17 protein-coding genes and 1 tRNA gene are annotated in these 20,518 nt (G+C 73.7%); 12 read left to right on the plus strand and 6 right to left on the minus strand.

Annotated elements, in window-relative coordinates:
- Positions 1-4: 4 nt before the first annotated feature.
- On the plus strand, positions 5-1,273 hold the full coding sequence (locus tag M1O15_RS22570) for a hypothetical protein (protein WP_248635948.1): 1,269 nt from the start codon (positions 5-7) through the stop codon (positions 1,271-1,273).
- Positions 1,274-1,597: 324 nt separating this feature from the next.
- On the opposite strand, the gene M1O15_RS22575 is transcribed toward M1O15_RS22570, so the two are convergent.
- From M1O15_RS22575 to M1O15_RS22585, 3 genes are all read right to left on the minus strand, one after another.
- On the minus strand, positions 1,598-2,494 hold the full coding sequence (locus M1O15_RS22575; RefSeq protein WP_248635949.1) for a coiled-coil domain-containing protein: 897 nt from the start codon (positions 2,492-2,494) through the stop codon (positions 1,598-1,600).
- A gap of 116 nt (positions 2,495-2,610) precedes the next feature.
- Positions 2,611-5,319: an SUKH-4 family immunity protein gene (locus tag M1O15_RS22580; protein WP_248635950.1), complete on the minus strand. Its 2,709-nt coding sequence runs from the start codon at positions 5,317-5,319 to the stop codon at positions 2,611-2,613.
- Positions 5,320-5,326: 7 nt separating this feature from the next.
- Positions 5,327-6,361, minus strand: coding sequence for an SMI1/KNR4 family protein (locus M1O15_RS22585; RefSeq protein WP_248635951.1), 1,035 nt, complete (start codon positions 6,359-6,361; stop codon positions 5,327-5,329).
- Between the two features lie 245 nt (positions 6,362-6,606).
- On the opposite strand from M1O15_RS22585, the gene M1O15_RS22590 reads away from it, so the two are divergent.
- Complete coding sequence (locus tag M1O15_RS22590) at positions 6,607-7,134, plus strand: YwqJ-related putative deaminase (RefSeq protein ID WP_248635952.1); 528 nt, start codon at positions 6,607-6,609, stop codon at positions 7,132-7,134.
- 10 nt (positions 7,135-7,144) lie between these two features.
- On the plus strand, positions 7,145-7,675 hold the full coding sequence (locus tag M1O15_RS22595) for an SUKH-3 domain-containing protein (RefSeq protein ID WP_248635953.1): 531 nt from the start codon (positions 7,145-7,147) through the stop codon (positions 7,673-7,675).
- Here the strand turns inward: M1O15_RS22595 and M1O15_RS22600 are convergent.
- A complete protein-coding gene (locus M1O15_RS22600; RefSeq protein ID WP_248635954.1) occupies positions 7,672-9,036 on the minus strand; it encodes a sensor histidine kinase in 1,365 nt (454 codons plus the stop codon). The genes M1O15_RS22595 and M1O15_RS22600 overlap by 4 nt on opposite strands.
- 198 nt (positions 9,037-9,234) lie before the next feature.
- On the opposite strand from M1O15_RS22600, the gene M1O15_RS22605 reads away from it, so the two are divergent.
- The 6 genes from M1O15_RS22605 (at position 9,235) to M1O15_RS22630 (ending at position 14,107) form a co-directional block, all read left to right on the plus strand.
- Positions 9,235-9,306 (plus strand) — tRNA-Gln (locus M1O15_RS22605).
- Positions 9,307-9,451: 145 nt separating this feature from the next.
- Positions 9,452-10,915 carry a bifunctional UDP-N-acetylglucosamine diphosphorylase/glucosamine-1-phosphate N-acetyltransferase GlmU gene (gene glmU, locus M1O15_RS22610; protein WP_248635955.1) on the plus strand — a complete coding sequence of 488 codons (1,464 nt, stop codon included), beginning with the start codon at positions 9,452-9,454 and terminating at the stop codon, positions 10,913-10,915.
- A 120-nt stretch (positions 10,916-11,035) separates the two neighbouring features.
- Positions 11,036-12,013, plus strand: a complete 978-nt coding sequence (locus tag M1O15_RS22615) for a ribose-phosphate diphosphokinase (RefSeq protein WP_248635956.1) — start codon at positions 11,036-11,038, stop codon at positions 12,011-12,013.
- A gap of 219 nt (positions 12,014-12,232) precedes the next feature.
- Positions 12,233-12,853 (plus strand): 50S ribosomal protein L25/general stress protein Ctc, encoded by a 621-nt coding sequence (locus M1O15_RS22620; RefSeq protein ID WP_248635957.1) that lies wholly within the window; start codon positions 12,233-12,235, stop codon positions 12,851-12,853.
- A gap of 99 nt (positions 12,854-12,952) precedes the next feature.
- A complete protein-coding gene (pth, locus tag M1O15_RS22625; RefSeq protein ID WP_248635958.1) occupies positions 12,953-13,546 on the plus strand; it encodes an aminoacyl-tRNA hydrolase in 594 nt (197 codons plus the stop codon).
- Positions 13,547-13,603: 57 nt separating this feature from the next.
- Complete coding sequence (locus tag M1O15_RS22630; protein ID WP_248635959.1) at positions 13,604-14,107, plus strand: hypothetical protein; 504 nt, start codon at positions 13,604-13,606, stop codon at positions 14,105-14,107.
- Between the two features lie 72 nt (positions 14,108-14,179).
- On the opposite strand, the gene ppc is transcribed toward M1O15_RS22630, so the two are convergent.
- A complete protein-coding gene (gene ppc, locus M1O15_RS22635) occupies positions 14,180-16,930 on the minus strand; it encodes a phosphoenolpyruvate carboxylase (RefSeq protein ID WP_248635960.1) in 2,751 nt (916 codons plus the stop codon).
- Between the two features lie 269 nt (positions 16,931-17,199).
- On the opposite strand from ppc, the gene M1O15_RS22640 reads away from it, so the two are divergent.
- From M1O15_RS22640 to M1O15_RS22650, 3 genes are all read left to right on the plus strand, one after another.
- Positions 17,200-18,201: an acyl-CoA desaturase gene (locus M1O15_RS22640; protein WP_248635961.1), complete on the plus strand. Its 1,002-nt coding sequence runs from the start codon at positions 17,200-17,202 to the stop codon at positions 18,199-18,201.
- A complete protein-coding gene (locus M1O15_RS22645; protein ID WP_248635962.1) occupies positions 18,198-18,869 on the plus strand; it encodes a TetR/AcrR family transcriptional regulator in 672 nt (223 codons plus the stop codon). The genes M1O15_RS22640 and M1O15_RS22645 overlap by 4 nt, the downstream gene beginning before the upstream one ends.
- Positions 18,870-18,962: 93 nt before the next feature.
- Positions 18,963-19,619, plus strand: coding sequence for a Uma2 family endonuclease (locus tag M1O15_RS22650; protein ID WP_372499559.1), 657 nt, complete (start codon positions 18,963-18,965; stop codon positions 19,617-19,619).
- Between the two features lie 52 nt (positions 19,620-19,671).
- Here M1O15_RS22650 and M1O15_RS22655 read toward each other — a convergent pair whose 3' ends face one another.
- Positions 19,672-20,499 (minus strand): trans-aconitate 2-methyltransferase, encoded by an 828-nt coding sequence (locus M1O15_RS22655; RefSeq protein WP_248635964.1) that lies wholly within the window; start codon positions 20,497-20,499, stop codon positions 19,672-19,674.
- Positions 20,500-20,518 lie beyond the last annotated feature (19 nt).

Below are 20,518 nucleotides of genomic sequence, written 5' to 3' on the forward strand. Positions count from 1 at the left end.
GGGCATGGGGAAGATCGGGGAGGGTTCGGCGGTGGGCGGGACGGTGCTGATGGTGGCGGTGTCACCGGCGGGCCGGATGCGGTTGATGGACGCCGGTGGCGTCCTGGGCCCACTGGCCGCGGTGGGCACGGACCGGCTGGCCGGGACGGACGGCGCGGTGTCGGTGGTGGAGCTGGCCGACCCGGCGGACCCGCAGGCCGTGCTGACCCGCGTGCGCACCGCGGCCGCGGCGCCGGGGCGGCTGACCGTGGTGATCGCCGGGCAGCTGCATCTGGACGAGCGGCAGCAGCGGCTGCACCTGGCCCTGGCGCGCAGTACGCCGGCCGCGCTGCGGTACACCGCCCTGCCCTGGGACTGGGTGATGGACGCGCTGGCCGCCCGGCCGCCCGGCGCCACGACGATGGTCCTCGACCTGGTCGCCGACGCGGCCGCCTGGCAGCGGTTGCGGGCCGGCGGGCTCGGAACGGGACTGCGCCTGTTCGGCCGGGTGGTCCCGCCACCCGGCCGGCGCCGGACGGTGCGGCCGGACTATCTGATGGCCCTTGCCACCGCGTGGCGCACCGGCCCCGCGATCTCGCTGGAGGCGCTGCACGAGCGGGCCGTCGCCGAAGTCGGCGGCCGGGAGGGGGCACTGGTCCTGGACGGGTCGCCTCCCACCCACGGCCCCGACCACTTCGCCACCGCCGGCCGGCAGCCCGATCCCAGCCCCGACCACTACGCCACCGCCCGCCGGCAGCCCGATCTCGGCCCCGACGGCTCCGCCACCGCCGGCCGGCAGGCCCCGCCGCACCGGGCAGCGGCCGGACCGTCCACCGCGCCGGGCGGCCCGCCGGAAGCGGTGCTGGCCGAGGTCCTCGCGGCCGCGCGGGCGGGGCGGCATACCGAAGCGGCGGCGCTGGCCGCGCTGGCCGAGGGCCAGGTGCTGCGCGCCGACGGCGTCGGCTCGGTCAGGGCGACGCACTGGCTGGAGGTGCGAGCCGAACTCGCCCGGCTCGCGGGCGAGGCGGGGCGCAGCTGCGAGCTGTGGATGGCGGCGGCCGACGCCCATCTCGCTCTCGGCCGGCCGGCCGATGACGAGCAGGTGGTCGCCGCGGTCGACCGGGCCCACCACCAGTGGCAGCAGACCGATCCGGTCCGGGCCCTGGACCTGGGCGGACAGCTCGCCGCGCTACGGGAGCACGTCCCCGGTCACCGCCCGGGCGCCGCGGCCGCGGTCCGCGCCCGGCTGGCGACACTGGAGAGCGCCGAGGCCGGGCACACGCCGGGGCGGTGACGCCGTCGAGTAAGCAGGCACCGGTGCCTCCGGCGAGCTGCGGGAGGCCGCCGCCAGGCCCCGGCGGAAGTGGCGCCTCACGGTGCGCTCGGCCAGGCCGCCCACGCCCCTGAGGGTCCGGCGCCGCCCACGCCCCCGAGGGCCCGGAGCCACCCAAGCCCCCGAGGATCCGGAGCCACCCAAGCCCCGGAGGGTCCGGAGCCGCCAGGCACCTGAGGGTCCGGGGCCACCCAGGCACCCAGGCACCCAGGCACCCAGGCACCCAGGCACCCAGGCACCCAGGCACCCAAGGATCCGGGCCCGCCCAGACCCGAAGAGAACGCGCTACTCCTCCGCGCCCCGCCCCGTCAGCGCCGCCAGGCTGCTGCGGACGTGGGCCATGTGGGCGCGCATCTCCTCCGAGGCCGCCTCGTGCTCCCGCAGCAGCCGCTCCGTCTCCCGCTCGACCCGCTCTGCCCGGAGCCTGGCCTGCCCCAGCAGCTCCTGTGCCCGCGCCGAGGCGTCCTCGTCGGTGTGCCGGGCCTGCTCGGCGGCCTCCGCCCGTACCCGCTCCGCCGCGCCCAGCCGCTCCTCGGCCGCCTCCAGCAGCCGGTCGTGCTCCGCGGCCAGCGACGCCTCCCGGGCCGCGTCCTCCCGCTCGGCCGCCTCCCGCAGCTCGCCGTGCTTGTGCCGCTGCTCGGCAAAGAGCCGCTCCCCGCGCTCCCGCACCGCGCGCAGCACCGCCGCGCCCTCGTCACGTACCCGCTCGGCCTCCTCCCGGGCCGCCGCGCGCTCCGCCTCCGCCGACTCCCGGGCCGCGCCCAGCGTCTTGTCCGCCGCCGCCTCCGCGTCCGCCCGGACCGCCTCCGCCACCGCGCGGGCCGCCTCGCCGGTGCGGGCCGCCTCAGCTGCCGCCTCCTCGGCCAGCCGCCGCGCCTCGGCCAGGGCGTCCGCCCGCAGCGTCTCGCCCTCCTCCTCGGTCAGCGCCCAGATCCGCTGGGCCCGCGCGCCCAGGTCCTCGTACCGCTGCGGCGGCAGCCCGGCCGCGTGCTCCCGCAGCCGCTCCAGCCGCTCGGCCGACTCCCGTACCGCCGCGTCCAGTTCCTCCGCGCGCCGCCGCGCCGCGCGCCCGGCCTCGGCGAGCTCGGCGACCGCCCGGTCCACCTGCCCCGGCCGGTACCCGCGCCCCCACACCAGATCGAACTCGGACGTGCCGCCCGCACCCGTACCCGTACCCGTCATGCCCGCCGCGCTCCCTTCCCCCGTCCAGAATGCCCCACCTCCGGCAGCGCGAAGCAGGGCGCCCGACCGGATCCGGCCGGGCGCCCCGCCCCGGTTCGCCCGCCGCTACCGCCGGCTCACAGCAACCCGTCCCACATCTGCTCCAGCAGCACCGACCACCAGCTCTCCGGCGAGGCCAGGGCCGCCGGGTCCAGCATCGCCAACTGCGCCTGGAAGTCGACGGTCCACCGGCCCGCCTGCTCCGGCGTCAAGCCGAACCGCAGCCGCCACATCCGCCCCAGCAGCGCCAGGCAGCGCACCAGCTCCGGCAGCCCCGAGTTCACGAACTGCGGCGCCTGCGGCCGCCCGTCCGGACCCGCCTCCACCGGCACCGCCACGATGTTCGCCGTGCCGTACTGCACACAGATCGCCCGGCCGAAGTCCGAACCGACCACCAGATACGACCCGGCGTCCGCCGCCGGCCGCACCTGCCGCTGCGCCGCGAGCTCCGCCAGCGTCGGCACCACCGGATGCGCCGGCTGCGCCCAGAAGAACGGCCCGAAGTCCGCCGGCAGCCCCGCCCACACCAGGGTGCGCGCCACCAGCTCCGGAACCCCCTGCCGGGACACCGCCCGCTGGTCGAACCGGCAGATCCCCGGCCCGAACGCCCCGGCCAGCTCCTGCGCCACCGCCTCCGGCGGCACCGGCGGCACCGGCTGCACCGCGGGCAGCGGCGCCCGCACCGGCGCCGGGCGCGCCGGCCCGTCCGCCACCTGGTGCAACTCGCCCTGGTGCGCGATCAGCTGACCCATGCCCTGCTGCCGGCTGGCATGGTCACGCCCGTACGGGGCGATGGAGGTGATCCGCGCCTGCGGCCAGGTCTCCCGGATCATCTGCGCGCAGTAACCACCCGGCAGCTCACAGGACTCCAGCTCGGTGTGCAGCTCCAGCACCGCCTGCGGCGGCACGTTCATCGCCCGCAGCTCGTGCAGTATCTGCCACTCCGGATGCGGCATCCCCGGCGCCGAACGCCGGATCAGCTGCGCCTCCGAACCGTCGTGCGCCCGGTAGCGCAGCACCGCCTGGTAGCCGGGCCCCACCGTCGGCAGCCCGGCCGGCGGCTGCGGATAGCCGTACGCGCCCGGCGCCCCGGGCGGAGGTACGTGACCGGGTACGCCCTGCGGCGGCGGTACGGGAGCGGGTGCGGCCTGCGGCGGCGGTACGGGGCCGGGGGCCGCGGGGCCGCCCGGGCCCGGCTGGGCCAGCATGGTCGCGGCGTGGTGCACCCCGCCCGGCGGCGTACCGGGCCCACCCGGAGCACCGGGAACGCCGGGAGCACCGGGCGGCTGCGGGACACCGGGAGCACCCGGCGCACCGGGGCCGGCCACCGGGCCGGGCTGGGAGAGCATCGTCTGCGCGTAGTGCACCCCGCCACCCGGCGTGGCCCCGGGGGGCGCGGGCGCGCCCGGCGGGGGCGGCGGCGTGGCGCCGGACGGCGCGGGCGGACCGCCCAGCGTCCCCGGCCCGGGCTGGGACAGCATCGTCTGGGCGTAGTGCACATCGGCACCCGGCGGCGGCGTCGAGCCGGGCGGCCCGGGCGGCCCCGGAGGAGGCGGCGGAGTGGAGCCGGGAGGAGCCGACGGAACCGGCCCGTCCGGCCCGAGCTGGGAGACCAGCTGCGTCGGCACATACCCACCGGCCGGCGCGCCCGGCACACCCGGCGCACCCGGACCGCCGTGACCGGTCTGGCCGGAACGCGCCCCCGGAACGCCCGGCTCCCCGGGCGGCGGCGGGGTGGTCGAGCCGGTACCGCGCGAGGGACGCGGCGGCCGGGTGGCCTTGCTGGTGGCCGCGTCGGCGATGTCCCCGGTGCCCGGGCCGTCGCCCGCCACCGGCAGCGGTGTCACCGCGGTACGCGGAAGCTGGCTGCCGCCCGACATCAGCGCCGTCGGCGCGTCCGCGCCCACCGCGGGCGGCGGGGTGTCGTCGTCGTCCGACCCGGACAGCGGCGGCGCGAACACCGTCGCCGGCAACCCCGCGGAGTCGTCGTCCTGGGCACCGGGCGCGTGCACATCGCTCCACGGAGCGGGGGCGGGGGCCGGGGTGGCGGAGGGGGCGGGCGGTACGGGCGCCGGGACACCGGGCCCCGTACCGCCCTCCGCGTCCACGACGTCCTCGACCGGCGCCGGAGGCACCGCCTCATGCCCGGCCGCGTCCCGGTCCGCGTCCGGCGCCGGCCAGGAGACGGCCCCCGGCACCGCGTCCACCGGCGGCTCCCCCGCATCGGCCGCAGCCGGAACCGCCTCCGCCGGGACCGGGACCGCGTCGGAAGGCACCGGAACCGGGACCGGAGCCGGAGCCGGGGCCGCGTCCACCGGGCCGACCGCCTCCGCGGCACTCGCCGGGCCGCCCGCACCCGCGCCCTCGACGCCTCCGGCGTCCCCGTCCCCCGTACCGCGCCGGTCCGGCACCCCCATCCGGTCCGCCGCGTCCTGCAACCACTCCGGCGGCGTCAGCAGGAAGGACGTCTGGTTGAGGTCGATCCGCTCCGGCGCCTCCGCCGGCTCGGGCGCACCCGCACCGGCCGGCGCGCCGTACTGCTCCTCGTACCGCCGGATCACCTCACCCACCGGCAGCCCGGGCCACAGCGTCACCTCGCCGCCGTCCCGCGCGATCACCAGCCGCTGACGGCCCCCGCCCGACACCGGGCCGCTCTCGCGGTCCTCCGCCCACACCACGAACCCGAGACCGAACTCCCGCACCCGCACCTCGCGGTGCTGGTACGCCGGGACCTCGCCGTTCACCCACTCCTCGGCGCGCTCCTGCGCCTGCGCGTACGTCACCATCGGCCCGTCACCCCTCACCCTCGACCGCACCGGCCGCACCCGACACCGGGACCACCGAGGCGAAACCACCGTTCACCATCAACCGCGCCACCGTCTCCAGCTCCGGCGGCTCCCCCGCCAGCCGCTCCAGGAACGCGTCGAAGTCCGAGCCGCACGGCAGCAGCAGCCGCTCCACCCGCTCGGCCACCGACCAGCCGTCCCGGTCCCGGGCGTCGTCGAACGGGCAGAACCACACCGAGCCCGCATCCGCGCCGCCCCGCACCTTCACCGCCAGCAGCCCGCCCTGGACGAAGGCCACACCCAGGAAGTCCTTGGTCAGATGGTCGCGCAGGCACTTGTTCACATAGACCAGGTCGTTCACCGCCGCCTCGTCCCGCACCGTGAAGAACGGCTGGTCCACCAGGATTCCCAGCTCCGGATCGAGCGCCGCCCCCACCGGAGCGCACCCGCCCGCCGCCTTCAGGAAGGAGCGGTACGCCTCCGGCAGCCGGTAGCCCAGATCCTCCTCGACCCCCTGTACCTGCGACTCGGACACCGCCGTCCCGGCCCGGGGCAGCCCGAAGTGCGCCGGGCGCACCTCCTGCAACGGCCGCGTCCCCCGCTTGTCCTGGTCCACCGCCGCCGTCGCGACGCCTCCGTGGTGCCGCAGCAGCGCCTTCACCTCCACCGGGACCAGCTCAAGCCGCCGCGAACCCGCCACGTGGTGCCAGGTCCAGCCGTGCGGGGTCGCCACCGGGGACACCGTCTCCCACAGCTCATGCCCCGCCAGCGCCAGCGCCGCGTTCGCCGAGACGTAGTCCGTCAACCGCAGCTCGTCCACCCCGAAGCCCTCCGGCGGCTCCGCGATCTCCACCGCGGCCCGGGCGTACGGCGAGAAGTCGGGAAAGCCCGACCCGTCCATCCGCACCCCGCCCGGATACCGCGACGCGCGCACCGGGTCCGGAAAGGACACGACCTGCCCGGCGTACGCCGCGTTCGGCGGCACGACCGGGGCGTCCGGAGCGGCCGACACGGAACGCTGCCCGAGCCCACCTGTCGTCATGGCGGTTGCCCCCTGCTGCTGACACGGCTACTGACACGGCTGGTGTCCGCACAGCCTAAGCCGTGCCCCGACACAGCAGACCAGCCCACCGTCACCGTGACCAACCGTCACGGACGGGTGACCCGCCGGCCACCATTCCGACACACCACCCACCCGAAACAGCGCCCCCGCTTCCCCCACCACACCCCTGTTTGGCAGGCTGTTCCCCGCAACTCGGGGGATTGCAGAGGGGACGACACCAGACCATGCACACGGCACAACCAGCCACAACACCGACCGGCGCACCCGCCGCCGGAGACCCGCGCCTCAGCTGGAGCACCACCGCCCCCGATCGCGCGCCCATCCTCCGCCGCCGCCGCGACGGCATCCTCCCCACCATCGGAGCAGCACTCTCCGTACGCGGCAGCACCCTCACCGCCACCGCCGCCCGCGGCAACCGGCCGCCCGCCCTCCACCCCCTCGTCCAGGACTTCCTGGACGCCCTCGGCAGCGGCCAGCGCGAACGCTTCACCGGCCGCTGCCCCGAGGTCATCCTCATCTCCCGCCACCTCACCAGCACCGACAGCAGCCGCTCCAAACGCGCCCAGCGCAAACCCCTCAGCCAGGGCGAGGCCCGGCGCTCCCTCAAACACGCCAAGATCACCACCCGGCGGATACGGGAAGCCGGCGACCCCCTGCACGGCAGCTACGCCGCCCCCTGCCGCTCCTGCGCCGCCCTCCTCGCCCACTTCGGCGTACACACCATCGACCCCACCGCCCCCGAGAACGGCTGACCGCACCGCCATGCCCGACGCCACCACCCCCGGCCACCACCCCGGCCCGCCCCGCGCCGTCCACGACACCACCCGCTTCCCCGCCCATGTGGACACCGCCCTCACCCAGGCCGGCTGGCACCCCGGCCGCTGGGACATGCGCCAGGCCGAGCACTGGGCCGACACCCTCCGCGCCCACACCTCACCCGGCGGCCACCACCACACCGTCTTCCCCGCCGCCGTGGAGGCCTGGGCCGAGTTCGGCGGCCTCCACCTCCAGGCCACCGGACCCGGACGCCAGATCGCCCCCACCTCCGTCCACCTCGACCCCCTCACCGGGCTGCACCACGCCCGCAGCCTCGCCGACCTCGGCCGCGCCCTCGACACCGACATCGCCCCCCTCGGCATCGAAGGCGACCACCACGCCCTGCTCACCATCGACGCCCACGGCCGCGTCTACAGCCTCGACCACAGCGGCGACTGGTACCTCGGCCCCACCCTCGACCGCGCCCTCGCCGCCCTCCTCACCGGCGCCCAGCCCGCCCGCCTCACCTCCCCCTAAGCGCCCGCTGGCCCCACCGCCGGCAGCACCGCCGACAACCGGAACCCCCCGGCGTCCGTCGGCCCCGACACGAACACCCCGCCCAGCGCCGACACCCGCTCCCGCATCCCCACCAGCCCGTTCCCCCCGCTCGGCAACCCGGCGTCCGCCGCCGCACCGTCCGAAGGGCCGTTCTCCACCTGCAACGCCACCTCCCCCTCCCGGTGCGCCAACCGCACCACCACCTTCGCCCCCGCCGCGTGCTTGTGGACGTTGGTCAACCCCTCCTGCACCACCCGGTACGCCGTCCGCTCCACCGCCGCGCCATACCCCCGCGCCTCCCCCACCACCAGCAGCTCCACCACCATCCCGGCCTGCCGCGACTGCTCCACCAACCCGTCCAGCTCCTCCAGCCCCGGCCCCTCGTCCAGCGGACCGCCGCCCTCGGCAGGCTTCCTCTCCTCCCCCTCCACCGCCGCCGACACCGCGGCCGCCGCCGCCCGCCCCACCGCCGCCAACGGCACCCCCTCCGAGCCGCCCCGGACACCACCCGGCTCCGTCCGCAGCACCCCCAGCATCTCCCGCAACTCCGTCAGCGCCTGCCGGCCCATGTCCCCCACCAGCGCCGCGTTCCGCACCGCCTTCTGCGGATCCTTCAACGCCACCGCCTGCAACGCCGCCGCGTGCACCACCATCAGACTCACCCGATGCGCCACCACGTCGTGCATCTCCCGCGCGATCCGCGTCCGCTCCTCCGTACGCGCCATCTGCGCCCGCTGCTCCGCACGATCCGCCAGCAGCGACAGCTCCTGCTCCAGACTGTCCGCCCGCTCCCGCAGAGACTCCATCAACCGGCGCCGCGCCCCTATGTACAACCCCAGCAGCACCGGCGGCGCCGTCATCCCCACCGCCAGCACCACCGCCGTCACCGGCACATACCAGGGCCCCGGATCGAACTCGGGCGCCGACGCCACATCCGCGCGCATCCGCACGAACGTCACCAACCCCAGCGCCACCAGCGACATCCCCGCCAGCAGCGCCGTGATCCGCCGCGGCACCTCCGAAGCGGCCAGCGTGTACAGCCCCACCACGCCCATCAGGAAGCCCATCTCCGCAGGCGTGACCGCGATCGACACCAGCACCACCGCGATCGGCCACCGCCGCCGCAGCAGCAGCACCCACCCCACGACGAACCCGAACACCACCCCCAGCGCCGTCGGCACCCCCGCGCTCCGGGAGAACTCCACCCCCTCCGCCGCGCACTCCAGCGCCGACAGCAGCGCCAGCACCCCATCCAGCACCGCCCCCCGGCGCCGCTCCCACCACCACCAACCGCGGGCCCTCCGGCCCACGGCTCCCTGCTCTGCCCCCGTTGCGGTCATGCCTCCAGCCTACGAGTGGGCACCAGCCGATTTCGGGAGGGCCGCTCTCCGCCCAGGCCGCCCCGGGAGCCGGTGGCAAGGCCTTCGCCGGTGCGCGCACCCGGGGCGCCCGTCATCACCGTCGCGTCGAGCGGTGGTGGTGCGGCATAGTAGAGCCCGTCCGGCAGCGCCCTCCCGGGTAGCCTGCCGGCCGAGCGATCCGCCGTGGTGTAATTGGCAGCACTGGGGCTTTTGGTGCCTTATGTCCGGGTTCGAGTCCTGGCGGCGGAGCTTCTGAGTTCGGATCCTGTCCCACACGGGCCTCGCGGGCCCCGACCGTCGCACACAGCGACCGTCGGGGCCCGCCCCCGTTTCGGTCCGTTAACCCCCCGGTATCCTGCGGTTGTCCACACCCCGAAAGCCGAAGGGCAATCCCGTGAGCGCCACACGCCCGGCCGCCGTCGTCGTCCTCGCAGCGGGTGAGGGCACCCGCATGAAGTCGAAGACCCCCAAGGTCCTGCACGAGATCTGCGGACGTTCCCTGGTGGGGCACGTCGTCTCCGCCGCGCGCGAGCTGGATCCGGCGCAGCTGTGCGTCGTGGTGGGGCATGCGCGGGAGCAGGTCGCGGGGCACCTGGAGGAGTTCTACCCGGGGACGCGCACCGCGGTGCAGTACGAGCAGAACGGCACCGGGCACGCGGTACGGATGGCGCTGGAGGAGCTGGGCGCCGAGGCGCTGGGCGGGACCGTGGTGGTGGTGTGCGGGGACACTCCGCTGCTGTCGGGCGGGACGCTGACGGCGCTGGTGGAGACGCATGGCGCGGACGGCAACGCGGTGACGGTGCTGAGCGCGGAGGTGCCGGACGCGACGGGGTACGGGCGGATCGTGCGGGACGCCGGCTCGGACGCGGTGACGGCGATCGTGGAGCACAAGGACGCGTCGGAGGCGCAGCGGGCGATCCGGGAGATCAACTCGGGTGTGTTCGCGTTCGACGGCCGGCTGCTGGCGGACGCGCTGGGGAAGGTGCGGACGGACAACAGCCAGGGCGAGGAGTATCTGACGGACGTGCTCGGGATCCTGCGTGAGGCGGGGCACCGGGTGGGTGCGTCGGTGGCGGGTGACCACCGCGAGGTGGCGGGGATCAACAACCGGGTGCAGCTGGCCGAGGCGCGTGCGCTGCTGAACCGGCGGCTGCTGGAGGCGGCGATGGCGGCCGGGGTGACGGTGGTGGATCCGTCCTCGGTGCTGGTGGATGTGACGGTGACGTTCGAGCGGGACGCGGTGGTGCATCCGGGGACGCAGTTGCTGGGGTCGACGCATCTGGCGGAGGACGCCGAGGTGGGTCCGAACTCGCGGCTGCGGGACACCCGGGTGGGCCGGGGCGCGCGGGTGGACAACACGGTGGCGGACGGTGCCGAGGTGGGCGAGTCGGCGTCGGTGGGTCCGTACGCGTATCTGCGGCCGGGGACGCGGCTCGGCGCGAAGGCGAAGGCCGGGACGTACGTGGAGATGAAGAACGCGTCGATCGGCGAGGGGACGAAGGTTCCGCATCTGTCGTATGTGGGGGACGCGACCATCGGTGAGTTCACCAACATCGGTGCGGCGAGCGTGTTCGTGAACTACGACGGTGAGGCGAAGCACCACACGACGATCGGCTCACACTGCAAGACGGGTTCGGACAACATGTTTGTGGCGCCTGTCACGGTGGGGGACGGCGCCTACACGGCGGCAGGCTCGGTGATCACGAAGGACGTCCCGCCGGGTTCGCTGGCGGTGGCGCGGGGCCAGCAGCGGAATATCGAGGGCTGGGTGGCCCGTAAGCGGCCCGGGAGCGCGGCGGCGCAGGCGGCCGCGGAGGCCTCGGAGCGGGGCGGGGAGCGGGCTTCCGATGAGGGGTGACCGGAAACGGCCGCGCTCATCTCGGCGTACCGTGATACATGCACACAATTTCGGCTGGCTAGCGCGGCGGTCTCTCGTCGGTGGTTCGCGGCCAGGGAACACGTCTGAGGAGACAGTGCTGTGACCGGGATCAAGACGACCGGCGAGAAGAAGCTGATGCTCTTCTCCGGCCGCGCCCACCCCGAGCTGGCCGAGCAGGTCGCGCACCAGTTGGGGGTCGGACTGGTGCCGACGAAGGCGTTCGATTTCGCCAATGGTGAGATCTACGTCCGGTTCCAGGAGTCGGCGCGCGGCGCCGACTGCTTCCTGATGCAGAGCCACACGGCCCCCATCAACAAGTGGATCATGGAGCAGCTGATCATGATCGATGCTCTGAAGCGGGCCTCGGCCCGGAGCATCACCGTGATCATCCCCTCGTACGGCTACGCCCGGCAGGACAAGAAGCACCGGGGCCGTGAGCCGATCTCGGCCCGTCTGGTGGCGGACCTGCTGAAGTGCTCGGGTGCGGACCGGATCCTCACGGTGGATCTGCACACCGACCAGATCCAGGGCTTCTTCGACGGCCCGGTGGACCACCTCTCGGCGCTGCCAGTGCTGGCGGACTACGTGGGCGCGAAGGTGGACCGGTCCAAGCTGACGGTGGTCTCGCCGGACGCGGGCCGGGTGCGGGTCGCGGACCGCTGGTGCGACCGGCTGGACGCGCCGCTGGCGATCGTGCACAAGCGGCGGGACAAGGACGTCGCCAACCAGGTGACGGTGCACGAGGTGGTCGGTGAGGTCGAGGGCCGGGTCTGCGTCCTGGTGGACGACATGATCGACACCGGTGGCACCATCTGCGCGGCGGCCGAGGCGCTGTTCGCGCACGGTGCGGAGGACGTCATCGTGACGGCGACGCACGGCATCCTGTCGGGTCCGGCGGCGGACCGCCTGAAGAACTCCAAGGTGAGCGAGTTCGTGCTGACGGACACCCTGCCGACGCCGGGCGAGCTGGAGCTCGACAAGATCACCGTGCTGTCGATCGCGCCGACGATCGCGCGTGCGGTGCGTGAGGTGTTCGAGGACGGTTCGGTGACGAGCCTCTTCGAGGAGCAGCGCTGATCGTTTAGCGGTTTTCGCAGGTGAGGGGCCGTCCCGGCCGGTGGTCGGGGCGGCCTCTCGCGTTCCGTTAGACTGGCGGGGTTGCTCGGCGAGGGAGGCCGTCCGCGGTACGCGGGTCGGCGGTCCGTTATCGACGCGCTCTTCGTAGCAGGCCAAGTCCAGTCGTGGCCGGGTGACTCCACGACCGTTGATCCGTCTGTATTTCTACGAGGAGTGCTGATGTCCGAGGTGAAGATCTCCGCCGAGACCCGCAGCGAGTTCGGCAAGGGCGCCGCCCGCCGTATCCGCCGTGCCGACAAGGTTCCCGGTGTGCTGTACGGCCACGGCACCGAGCCGGTGCACCTGACCCTCCCGGGCCACGAGCTGCTGCTCGCGCTGCGTACCCCGAACGTCCTGATCGCCCTGGACATCGCGGGCAAGGGCAGCGAGCTGGCCATCCCGAAGTCGGTGCAGCGCGACCCGCTGAAGGGCTTCCTGGAGCACGTGGACCTGCTGCTGGTCAAGCGCGGCGAGAAGGTCAACGTCGAGGTCCCGGTCGTCGCTGAGGGCGAGCTGGCCCCGGGCGGCAACCTGCTGGAGCACGTGCTGAACGCGCTGCCCGTCGAGGCCGAGGCCACCCACATCCCGGAGTCCTTCACCGTCTCGGTGGAGGGCCTGGAGGCCGGCGCCTCGGTGCTGGCGAAGGACATCGAGCTGCCCAAGGGCGTCTCGCTGGCCACCGACGAGGACGCGGTGGTCCTCCAGGTCGTGGCCGCGCAGGCCGAGGAGCCGGCGGCTGACGAGGAGGCGACCGAGGAGGCCGCTCCCGAGGCCGAGGGTGACGAGTCCTCCGAGGGCTGAGTGCCTTCCGGCGTAGGCCGGTGAGTGACGGGGTGGTGGGCCGCTGCGGCCCACCACCCCGTACTTCTGTCTCAGGAGACGAGCGAGGGGATGGCGAGGGTGGACGAGAGCTCTTCGGTCTGGCTGGTGGTGGGGCTGGGCAACCCGGGGCCGGAGTACGCGGGCAACCGGCACAACGTGGGGTTCATGGTGGCCGATCTGCTGGCGGAGCGGATGGGCGGCAAGTTCAAGCGGGCGGGCAAGGCGCAGGCGCAGGTGGTGGAGGGCCGGATCGGGCCTCCGGGGCCGGCGAGCCGGCGGGTGGTGCTGGCGAAGCCGATGTCGTTCATGAACCTGTCGGGTGGCCCGGTGTCGGCGCTGCGCGACTTCTACAAGGTGCCGTTGGCCGGGGTGGTGGCCGTCCATGACGAGCTGGACATCGACTACGGGGTGCTGCGGCTGAAGCGGGGCGGCGGTGACAACGGTCACAACGGGCTGAAGTCGATGACCAAGGCGATGGGTGCGGAGTACCACCGGGTGCGGTTCGGGATCGGGCGGCCGCCGGGGCGGATGCAGGTGGCGGACTTCGTGCTGAAGGACTTCGGTTCGGCGGAGCGCAAGGAGCTGGACTACTTCGTGGACCGGGCGGCGGACGCGGTGGAGTGCCTGGTCACCGAGGGTCTGGAGCGGGCCCAGTCGGCGTACAACTCCTGAGGCCGGGAGGCCGGTGCGTTTGACCGGACACGGTCATGTGGTCAAGGATCGCGGGCCATGAGCAGGAGAACCACCGCGCCCCGACCGAAGACCGCCGCCCCGAAGCGCCGCTCCCCGCTGCCGTTCGCACGGGCGGCGCTGATGGGGCTGGTGGCGTTGCTGCTGGTGGTGGCGGGGGTGTGGGCCTCATGGGCGGATGCCCAGCACATCCTGCTGTCGAAGGGGCGGGAGCACGGGACGCTGGCGGTGACCGGGTGCTCGGCCGAGGTGTGCACGGGCCGGTTCGATCCGGAGGGCCCGGCCCCGGTGCGTACCGACATGTCGATAGAGCGGTCGGTGGCGGTGCGCTCGGACGGCGAGTACCCGGTGGTGGTGAAGCCGGGCAGCCGTGAGCTGGTGCGTACGGGGCTGGGTGGCGGGCTGCACGCCTGGTTGCCGCTGGGCGGCTCGCTGCTGCTGGCGGCGCTGGTGATCGGCGGCGGGCTGCGGTTGCCGCGGCCGGCCTGGGCGGCGGCCTCGCTGGGCGGGCTGCTGCTGGTGGGGACGTTCCTCACGGTGTGAGGCACAGAGGTTCGGAGAAGGGGGCGCCCGGCGGTCGGCCGGGCGCCCCCTTCTCGTATGCCTGCCGGCTGATCAGCCGGTGTTGCGCAGTCCGGCGGCGACGCCGTTGACGGTGAGCAGCAGGGCGCGGGAGAGCTGCGGGTCGGGCTCGTCGCCGGCCTCGGCGGCCTTGCGCTGCCGGGCGAGCAGGGAGACCTGGAGGTAGGAGATCGGGTCCAGGTAGGCGTCGCGGATGGCGAAGGTCTGCTGGAGGACCGGGTTGGAGTCCAGCAGTTCCTTGCCGCCGGTGACCTTGAGGACCTCGGCGACGGTGAGGGCGTGTTCGGCCTCGATGGTGGCGAAGACGTGCTGGAGGTTCTCCGGCACCAGGGTGTCGACGTAGTGGCGGGCGATCCGCAGGTCGGTCTTGGCGAGGGTCATCTCGACGTTGGAGAGGAAGTTGCGGAAGAAGTGCCAGCGCTCGTGCATCTCGTCCAGGACCTCGTCGAGGCCGGCCTCGCGCAGGGCCTTAAGTCCGGAGCCGACGCCGTACCAGCCGGGGACGATCTGGCGGGACTGGGTCCAGCCGAACACCCACGGGATGGCGCGCAGACCGTCCAGCGAGACGCCGGAGCCGGGGCGGCGGGAGGGGCGGGAGCCGAGGTGGAGGTCGGCCAGCTGGTCGACGGGGGTGGAGGCGAGGAAGTAGGTGGGCAGGTCGGGGTCCTCGACCAGCTTGCGGTAGGCCTGGTGGGCGGCGTCGGAGACGGTGTCCATGGCCGCGTCCCAGCGGGCGAGGGCCTCGTCGGACTGGCGGGGGGCGGTGTGCAGGGCGGAGGCCTGGAGGGTGGCGGCGACCGTCAGCTCCAGGTTCTCCCGGGCCAGGGAGGGGACGAGGTACTTGTCGGAGATGACCTCGCCCTGCTCGGTGACCTTGATCTCGCCTTCGAGGGTGCCCCAGGGCTGGGCGAGGATGGCGTCGTGGGAGGGGCCGCCGCCGCGGCCGACGGTGCCGCCGCGGCCGTGGAAGAGGCGCAGCCGTACGCCGTAGCGGTGGGCGACGTCGCGCAGCCGGCGCTGGGCGCGGTGGATCTCCCACTGGCTGGTGGTGATGCCGCCGAACTTGGAGGAGTCGGAGTAGCCGAGCATGACCTCCTGGACGTCGCCGCGCAGCGAGACCAGGCGGCGGTAGGAGGGGTCGGCGAGCATGCCGTCGAGGATGACGTCGGCGGCCTTGAGCTCGTCGGTGGTCTCCAGCAGCGGCACGATGCCGATCTTGGCCCAGCCGGCGTGCAGGTCGATCAGTCCGGCCTCGCGGGCGAGGACGGCGGCGGCGAAGACGTCGTCGGCGCCCTGGCACATGGAGATGATGTAGGACTCGATGACCTCGGGGCCGAAGCGCTCGAAGGCCTCCTTGACGGTGTGGAAGACGCCGAGGGTCTTCTGCCCGGCCTGGTCGAGGGGGGCCGGGGTGGGGGCGAGGGGCCGGCGGGAGCGCAGCTCCTTGGCGAGGAGCTTCTGCCGGTAGTCGCGGGGCATGTCGGCGTAGCGCCAGGACTCCTCGCCGAGCCGGTCGAAGAGCTGGCCGAGGGCGTGGTGGTGGGCGTCGGCGTGTTCACGGACGTCCATGGTGGCGAGCTGGAGGCCGAAGGCGGCCAGGGTGCGGATGGTGCGGTCGAGGCGGCCGTCGGCGAAGAGGCCGCCGCGGTGGGCGCGCAGCGAGGTCTGGATCAGGGTGAGGTCGGCGAGGAGCTCGGCGGTGCCAAGATAGTCGCGGCCCTCGCTGTGCGCGGTGCCGTGGGCCAGGCGCTCGCGGGTGTTGAGGAGCTTCTGCCGGATGCAGGTGGCCTTGAGCCGGTAGGGCTCCTCGGCGTTGAGCCGCTTGTAGCGCGGGCTGATCTCCGGAAGCTTCTCCAGGTCGGCCTGGAGCGACTCCAGCAGCTCTTCGGTCGCGCCGGCGTAGCGGATGGAGTTGGAGAGCTGGCCGCGCAGGTGGTCGATGAGGTCGATGGCGTCGGTGATGCCGTGCTCGTGCTGGAGGATCAGCACGTCCCAGGTGACGGCGGGGGTGACGTTGGGGTTGCCGTCGCGGTCGCCGCCGATCCAGGTGCCGAAGGTGAGGGGGCGGGTGCCGGGCGGCAGCTCGTAGCCGACCCGCTCCAGCTCGGCGGCGAGGTCCTCCAGGACGTCGCCGACGGCGCCGGCGTGCAGCTCGTCCAGGTAGTAGATGGCGTTGCGGGCCTCGTCGGCGGGCTCGGGCCGGACGACCCGGAGCTCGTCGGTCTGCCAGATGAGGTCGATGGCCTCGGCCAGGCGCAGGTCGTGGCGGCGCCGGTCGGAGGCGATGACCGGGGTCTCCAGCAGCTCGGCGATGCGGCGGAGCTTGTTGAGGACGGAGCGCCGGGCGGCCTCGGTGGGGTGGGCGGTGAACACCGGCCGCACGTTGAGGTTCCTGACGGTGTCCCGTACGTGGGCGGGGTCGCCGTCCTTGAGCATGTCGGCGGTGCGGGCGAGCAGCCCGCCCTCGGCGGCGCGGCGGGCGCGCAGCTCCTTGCCGCGGTGCACCTGCTCGGTGACGTTGGCGAGGTGGAAGTAGGTGGAGAAGGCGCGGACCAGGCGGCCGGCGGTCTCCAGGTCGGTGTCGCCGAGGAGGGTGGCGGCGGCCTCGCCGTTCTCGCGGGTGAGGTGGCGGACCTTCTCGACGAGTTCGAGGAGGGCGGGGCCTTCCTGGCGTACCAGGGTCTCGCCGAGCAGGTCGCCCAGTCGGCGGATGTCGGATCGCAGCTCGGCGTTGGCGGTGGCGGCCTGGTCGGCGCGGCCTGCGGTCTGGTCGGCACTGCTCACAGGTGCGGCTCCTTGCAGTGTTCTGAGCACGTCTGGAGGGGTACTGAAAGCTCGCGGACCACGCTGTCCGGCAGGTCCCAGGATAGGTGTCCGTCCTGCGGCGATGCCTCCGGCCCTCCGCCAGGCGCAGGTCGCCCGCAGGTCGCACGCCCGTGGTGCTCTTGCCGCGCCGCTCGCCGCTGCCATACTTACGTCGCCGTAGGTTACGGTTCCGTAGGTACCGTACCGTCGGTGCTGTCGTCTTCTCTCCCTCACCCCCAGGGGACCCCATGACCACTACTCCCGAGGCACCCGCCGCGGAGTCCGCCGACCGGGCCACCGCCGGGCCGGCCGCCGCCCCGGATGTGCCCTCCGCCACGCTCGGCGGGGACAGCAAGCGGTCGGTCGAGCAGCTGGCGCTGCTGGCGTTCATCGTCGTCCCGTTCGTGGCCCTGGTGGCGGCGGTGCCGCTGGCCTGGGGCTGGGGGGTGAGCTGGCTGGATCTGGGGCTGCTGGTGGCGATGTACTACATCGGCTGCCACGGCATCACGATCGGCTTCCACCGCTACTTCACCCACGGCTCCTTCAAGGCGAAGCGGCCGCTGCGGATCGCGCTGGCGGTGATGGGTTCACTGGCGGTGGAGGGGCCGCTGGTGCGCTGGGTGGCGGACCACCGCAAGCACCACAAGTTCTCCGACGCGGAGGGCGACCCGCACTCGCCGTGGCGGTTCGGCGAGACGCTGCCGGCGCTGATGAAGGGCCTGTGGTGGGCGCACATCGGCTGGATGTTCGACGAGGAGCAGACCCCGCAGCACAAGTACGCCCCGGACCTGATCAAGGACCCGGCGCTGCGGGCCGTCTCCCGCCAGTTCGTCCTGTGGACCATCGTCTCGCTGGCGATCCCGCCGCTGGTCGGCGGGCTGGTGACGATGTCCTGGTGGGGTGCGTTCACCGCGTTCTTCTGGGGTTCGCTGGTGCGGGTGGCGCTGCTGCACCACGTCACCTGGTCGATCAACTCGATCTGCCACGCGGTGGGCAAGCGCCCGTTCAAGTCGCGGGACCGCTCGGGCAACGTGTGGTGGCTGGCGGTGCTGTCCTGCGGTGAGTCCTGGCACAACCTGCACCACGCGGACCCGACCTCGGCGCGGCACGGGGTGATGCGCGGGCAGATCGACTCCAGCGCGCGGCTGATCCGCTGGTTCGAGCAGCTGGGCTGGGCGTACGACGTGCGCTGGCCGAGCAAGGAGCGGATCGCGGCCCGGCGGCAGGACAGCTCCACGCACGCGGCATGATGGATGCCGTGGCGATCGACGGCAGCAGCGGAAGTGACAAACCCCGGCGCGGGCGCCGGGTGCGGATGACGGGCGCGGAGCGCCGGCAGCAGTTGCTGGACATCGGCCGCACGCTCTTCGCCGAGCGGGGCTTCGAGGGCACCTCGGTGGAGGAGATCGCCGCGAAGGCGGGGGTCTCCAAGCCGGTGGTGTACGAGCACTTCGGCGGCAAGGAGGGCCTGTACGCGGTGGTGGTGGACCGCGAGATGCGCCAGCTGCTGGACATGGTCACCGGCGCCCTGACCGCCGGGCACCCGCGGGAGCTCCTCGAGCAGGCGGCGTTCGCGCTGCTGGACTACATCGAGACGTTCACCGACGGCTTCCGCATCCTGGTGCGGGACTCGCCCGTGGCCCAGTCCACCGGCACCTTCGCCTCCCTCATCTCCGACATCGCCACCCAGGTCGAGGACATCCTCGGCATGGAGTTCAAGAACCGCGGCTTCGACCCCAAGCTGGCCCCCCTCTACGCCCAGGCCCTGGTCGGCATGGTGGCGCTCACCGGCCAGTGGTGGCTGGACGCCCGCAAGCCCAAGAAGGCCGAGGTCGCCGCCCACCTGGTGAACCTCGCCTGGCACGGCCTGGACGGCATGGAGCAGAAGCCCCGGCTGATAGGGCACCGGAAGAGTTAGGGGGCGCGCGGGGTCACCCTTTCGGCGGACATACGCCGAAAACGGTGGCTACCGTGGACGGCAGGCCGCAGGATCCCGCCTATGGGAGGAACCATGACCGCCGAGCCGCTCAGCGCGTCGGACGACAGCTTCGGAGCACCGGAGCCGGAGCCGGACGTGGAGCCGCAGCCCGTGCGCTGGCCCGTGCCGCCGCCGAACGGCTATACCGTGGACCATCTGTCCACGCTGCCTGATCTCCCGCCGCATACGGAGTTGATCGACGGGAGCCTGGTCTTCGTGAGTCCACAGCGTGATTTCCACAGCACGATCATCGACCTGCTGGTCACCGGACTGCGCCAGTACGTCCCACGCGAGCTCAAGGTGCGTCGCGAGATGACCGTGGTGCTGAACGCGCGCAACGCCCCGGAGCCCGACATCTGCCTGGTCCGGGCGGAGGCGGTCACCGGCCCGCTGCTGACCCGCTTCGAGGCCGAGGACGTGGTGCTGGCCATCGAGGTGGTGTCGCCGGACTCCGAGGCCCGGGACAAGGATGCAAAGCCGCGCAAGTACGCCAAGGCCGGCATCCCGCACTTCTGGCTGGTCGAGCTCGCCGAGGGCGAGAACCACCCCGTGGTGCGGACCTACGAGTTGGACCCGGTGAGCGACGGCTTCCGCTACACCCCGACCGGCATCCACCACAACCAGCTCAAGCTGGTCGTCCCCTTCGAGCTGGACGTCGACATCTCGACGGAGGCACTGGAGCGGCTGTGACGAACCGGGGCGCCCGCGGTGCGGCGCCCCGGTTCGTCTCCCGACGCGCCCCTCACCCCTCCCGGCGCGCCACCGCGAACACGCGGCGGAAGGGGAAGGCGGTGCCGTGCGGCCCGGTCGGGTAGGCGGCGCGGAGGAGTTCGCGGTACTGGCCGAGGAAGGCGGCGACGGCGTCGGGGTCGTCGTCCAAGGCGGTCAGCACCGGGCGCAGGGCGGTGCCCTTGACCCAGTCCAGGACGGGGTCGGCGCCCTGGAGGAGCTGGTGGTAGACGGTCTCCCAGACGTCGGCGGCGCAGCCGAGGCCGGTGAGGTGGTCGAGGTAGCCGGGGGCGTCGAGGATGTGGACGAAGCGGCGGCCGTGGTCGCCGACGCGGTCGCGCCACTCGGGGGACTCGCAGAGGTCGCCGAGCAGGGCGTGGCTGGGGGCGGTGAAGTTGGCGGGTACCTGGAAGGCCAGGACCCCTCCGGGGGTCAGCCCGCCGAGCCAGCGCGGGAAGGACTCGGGGTGGCCGGGCACCCACTGCAGGGCGGCGTTGGAGACGATCAGGTCGTAGGGCTCGTCGGGCGTCCAGTGGGCGGCGTCGGCGGGGCGGAAGTCGAGGAAGCCGCCACCGGGGGTGGGGCCGGCGTGGTGCTTGTCGGCCTGTTCGAGCATCTCCGCGGAGAGGTCGAAGCCGGTGATCCGGGCGTCCGGCCAGCGCTCGGTGAGCAGCGCGGTCACATTGCCGGGGCCGCACCCGATGTCGGCGATCCGGGCGGGCCTGCCGAGCGCGGTGGCGGGCAGTTCGGGTATGCGGTGCAGCAGATCGAGGAACGGTCGGGTCCGGTGCGAGGCGTGGCGCAGGTACTGATCTGGGTCCCAGACCGGTGCGGAATGCATGTTCGAGCCCCCTTGCAGC

The organism is Streptomyces lichenis (assembly GCF_023218175.1).
In the GTDB taxonomy this organism is placed as follows: Bacteria; Actinomycetota; Actinomycetes; order Streptomycetales; family Streptomycetaceae; genus Streptomyces; species Streptomyces lichenis.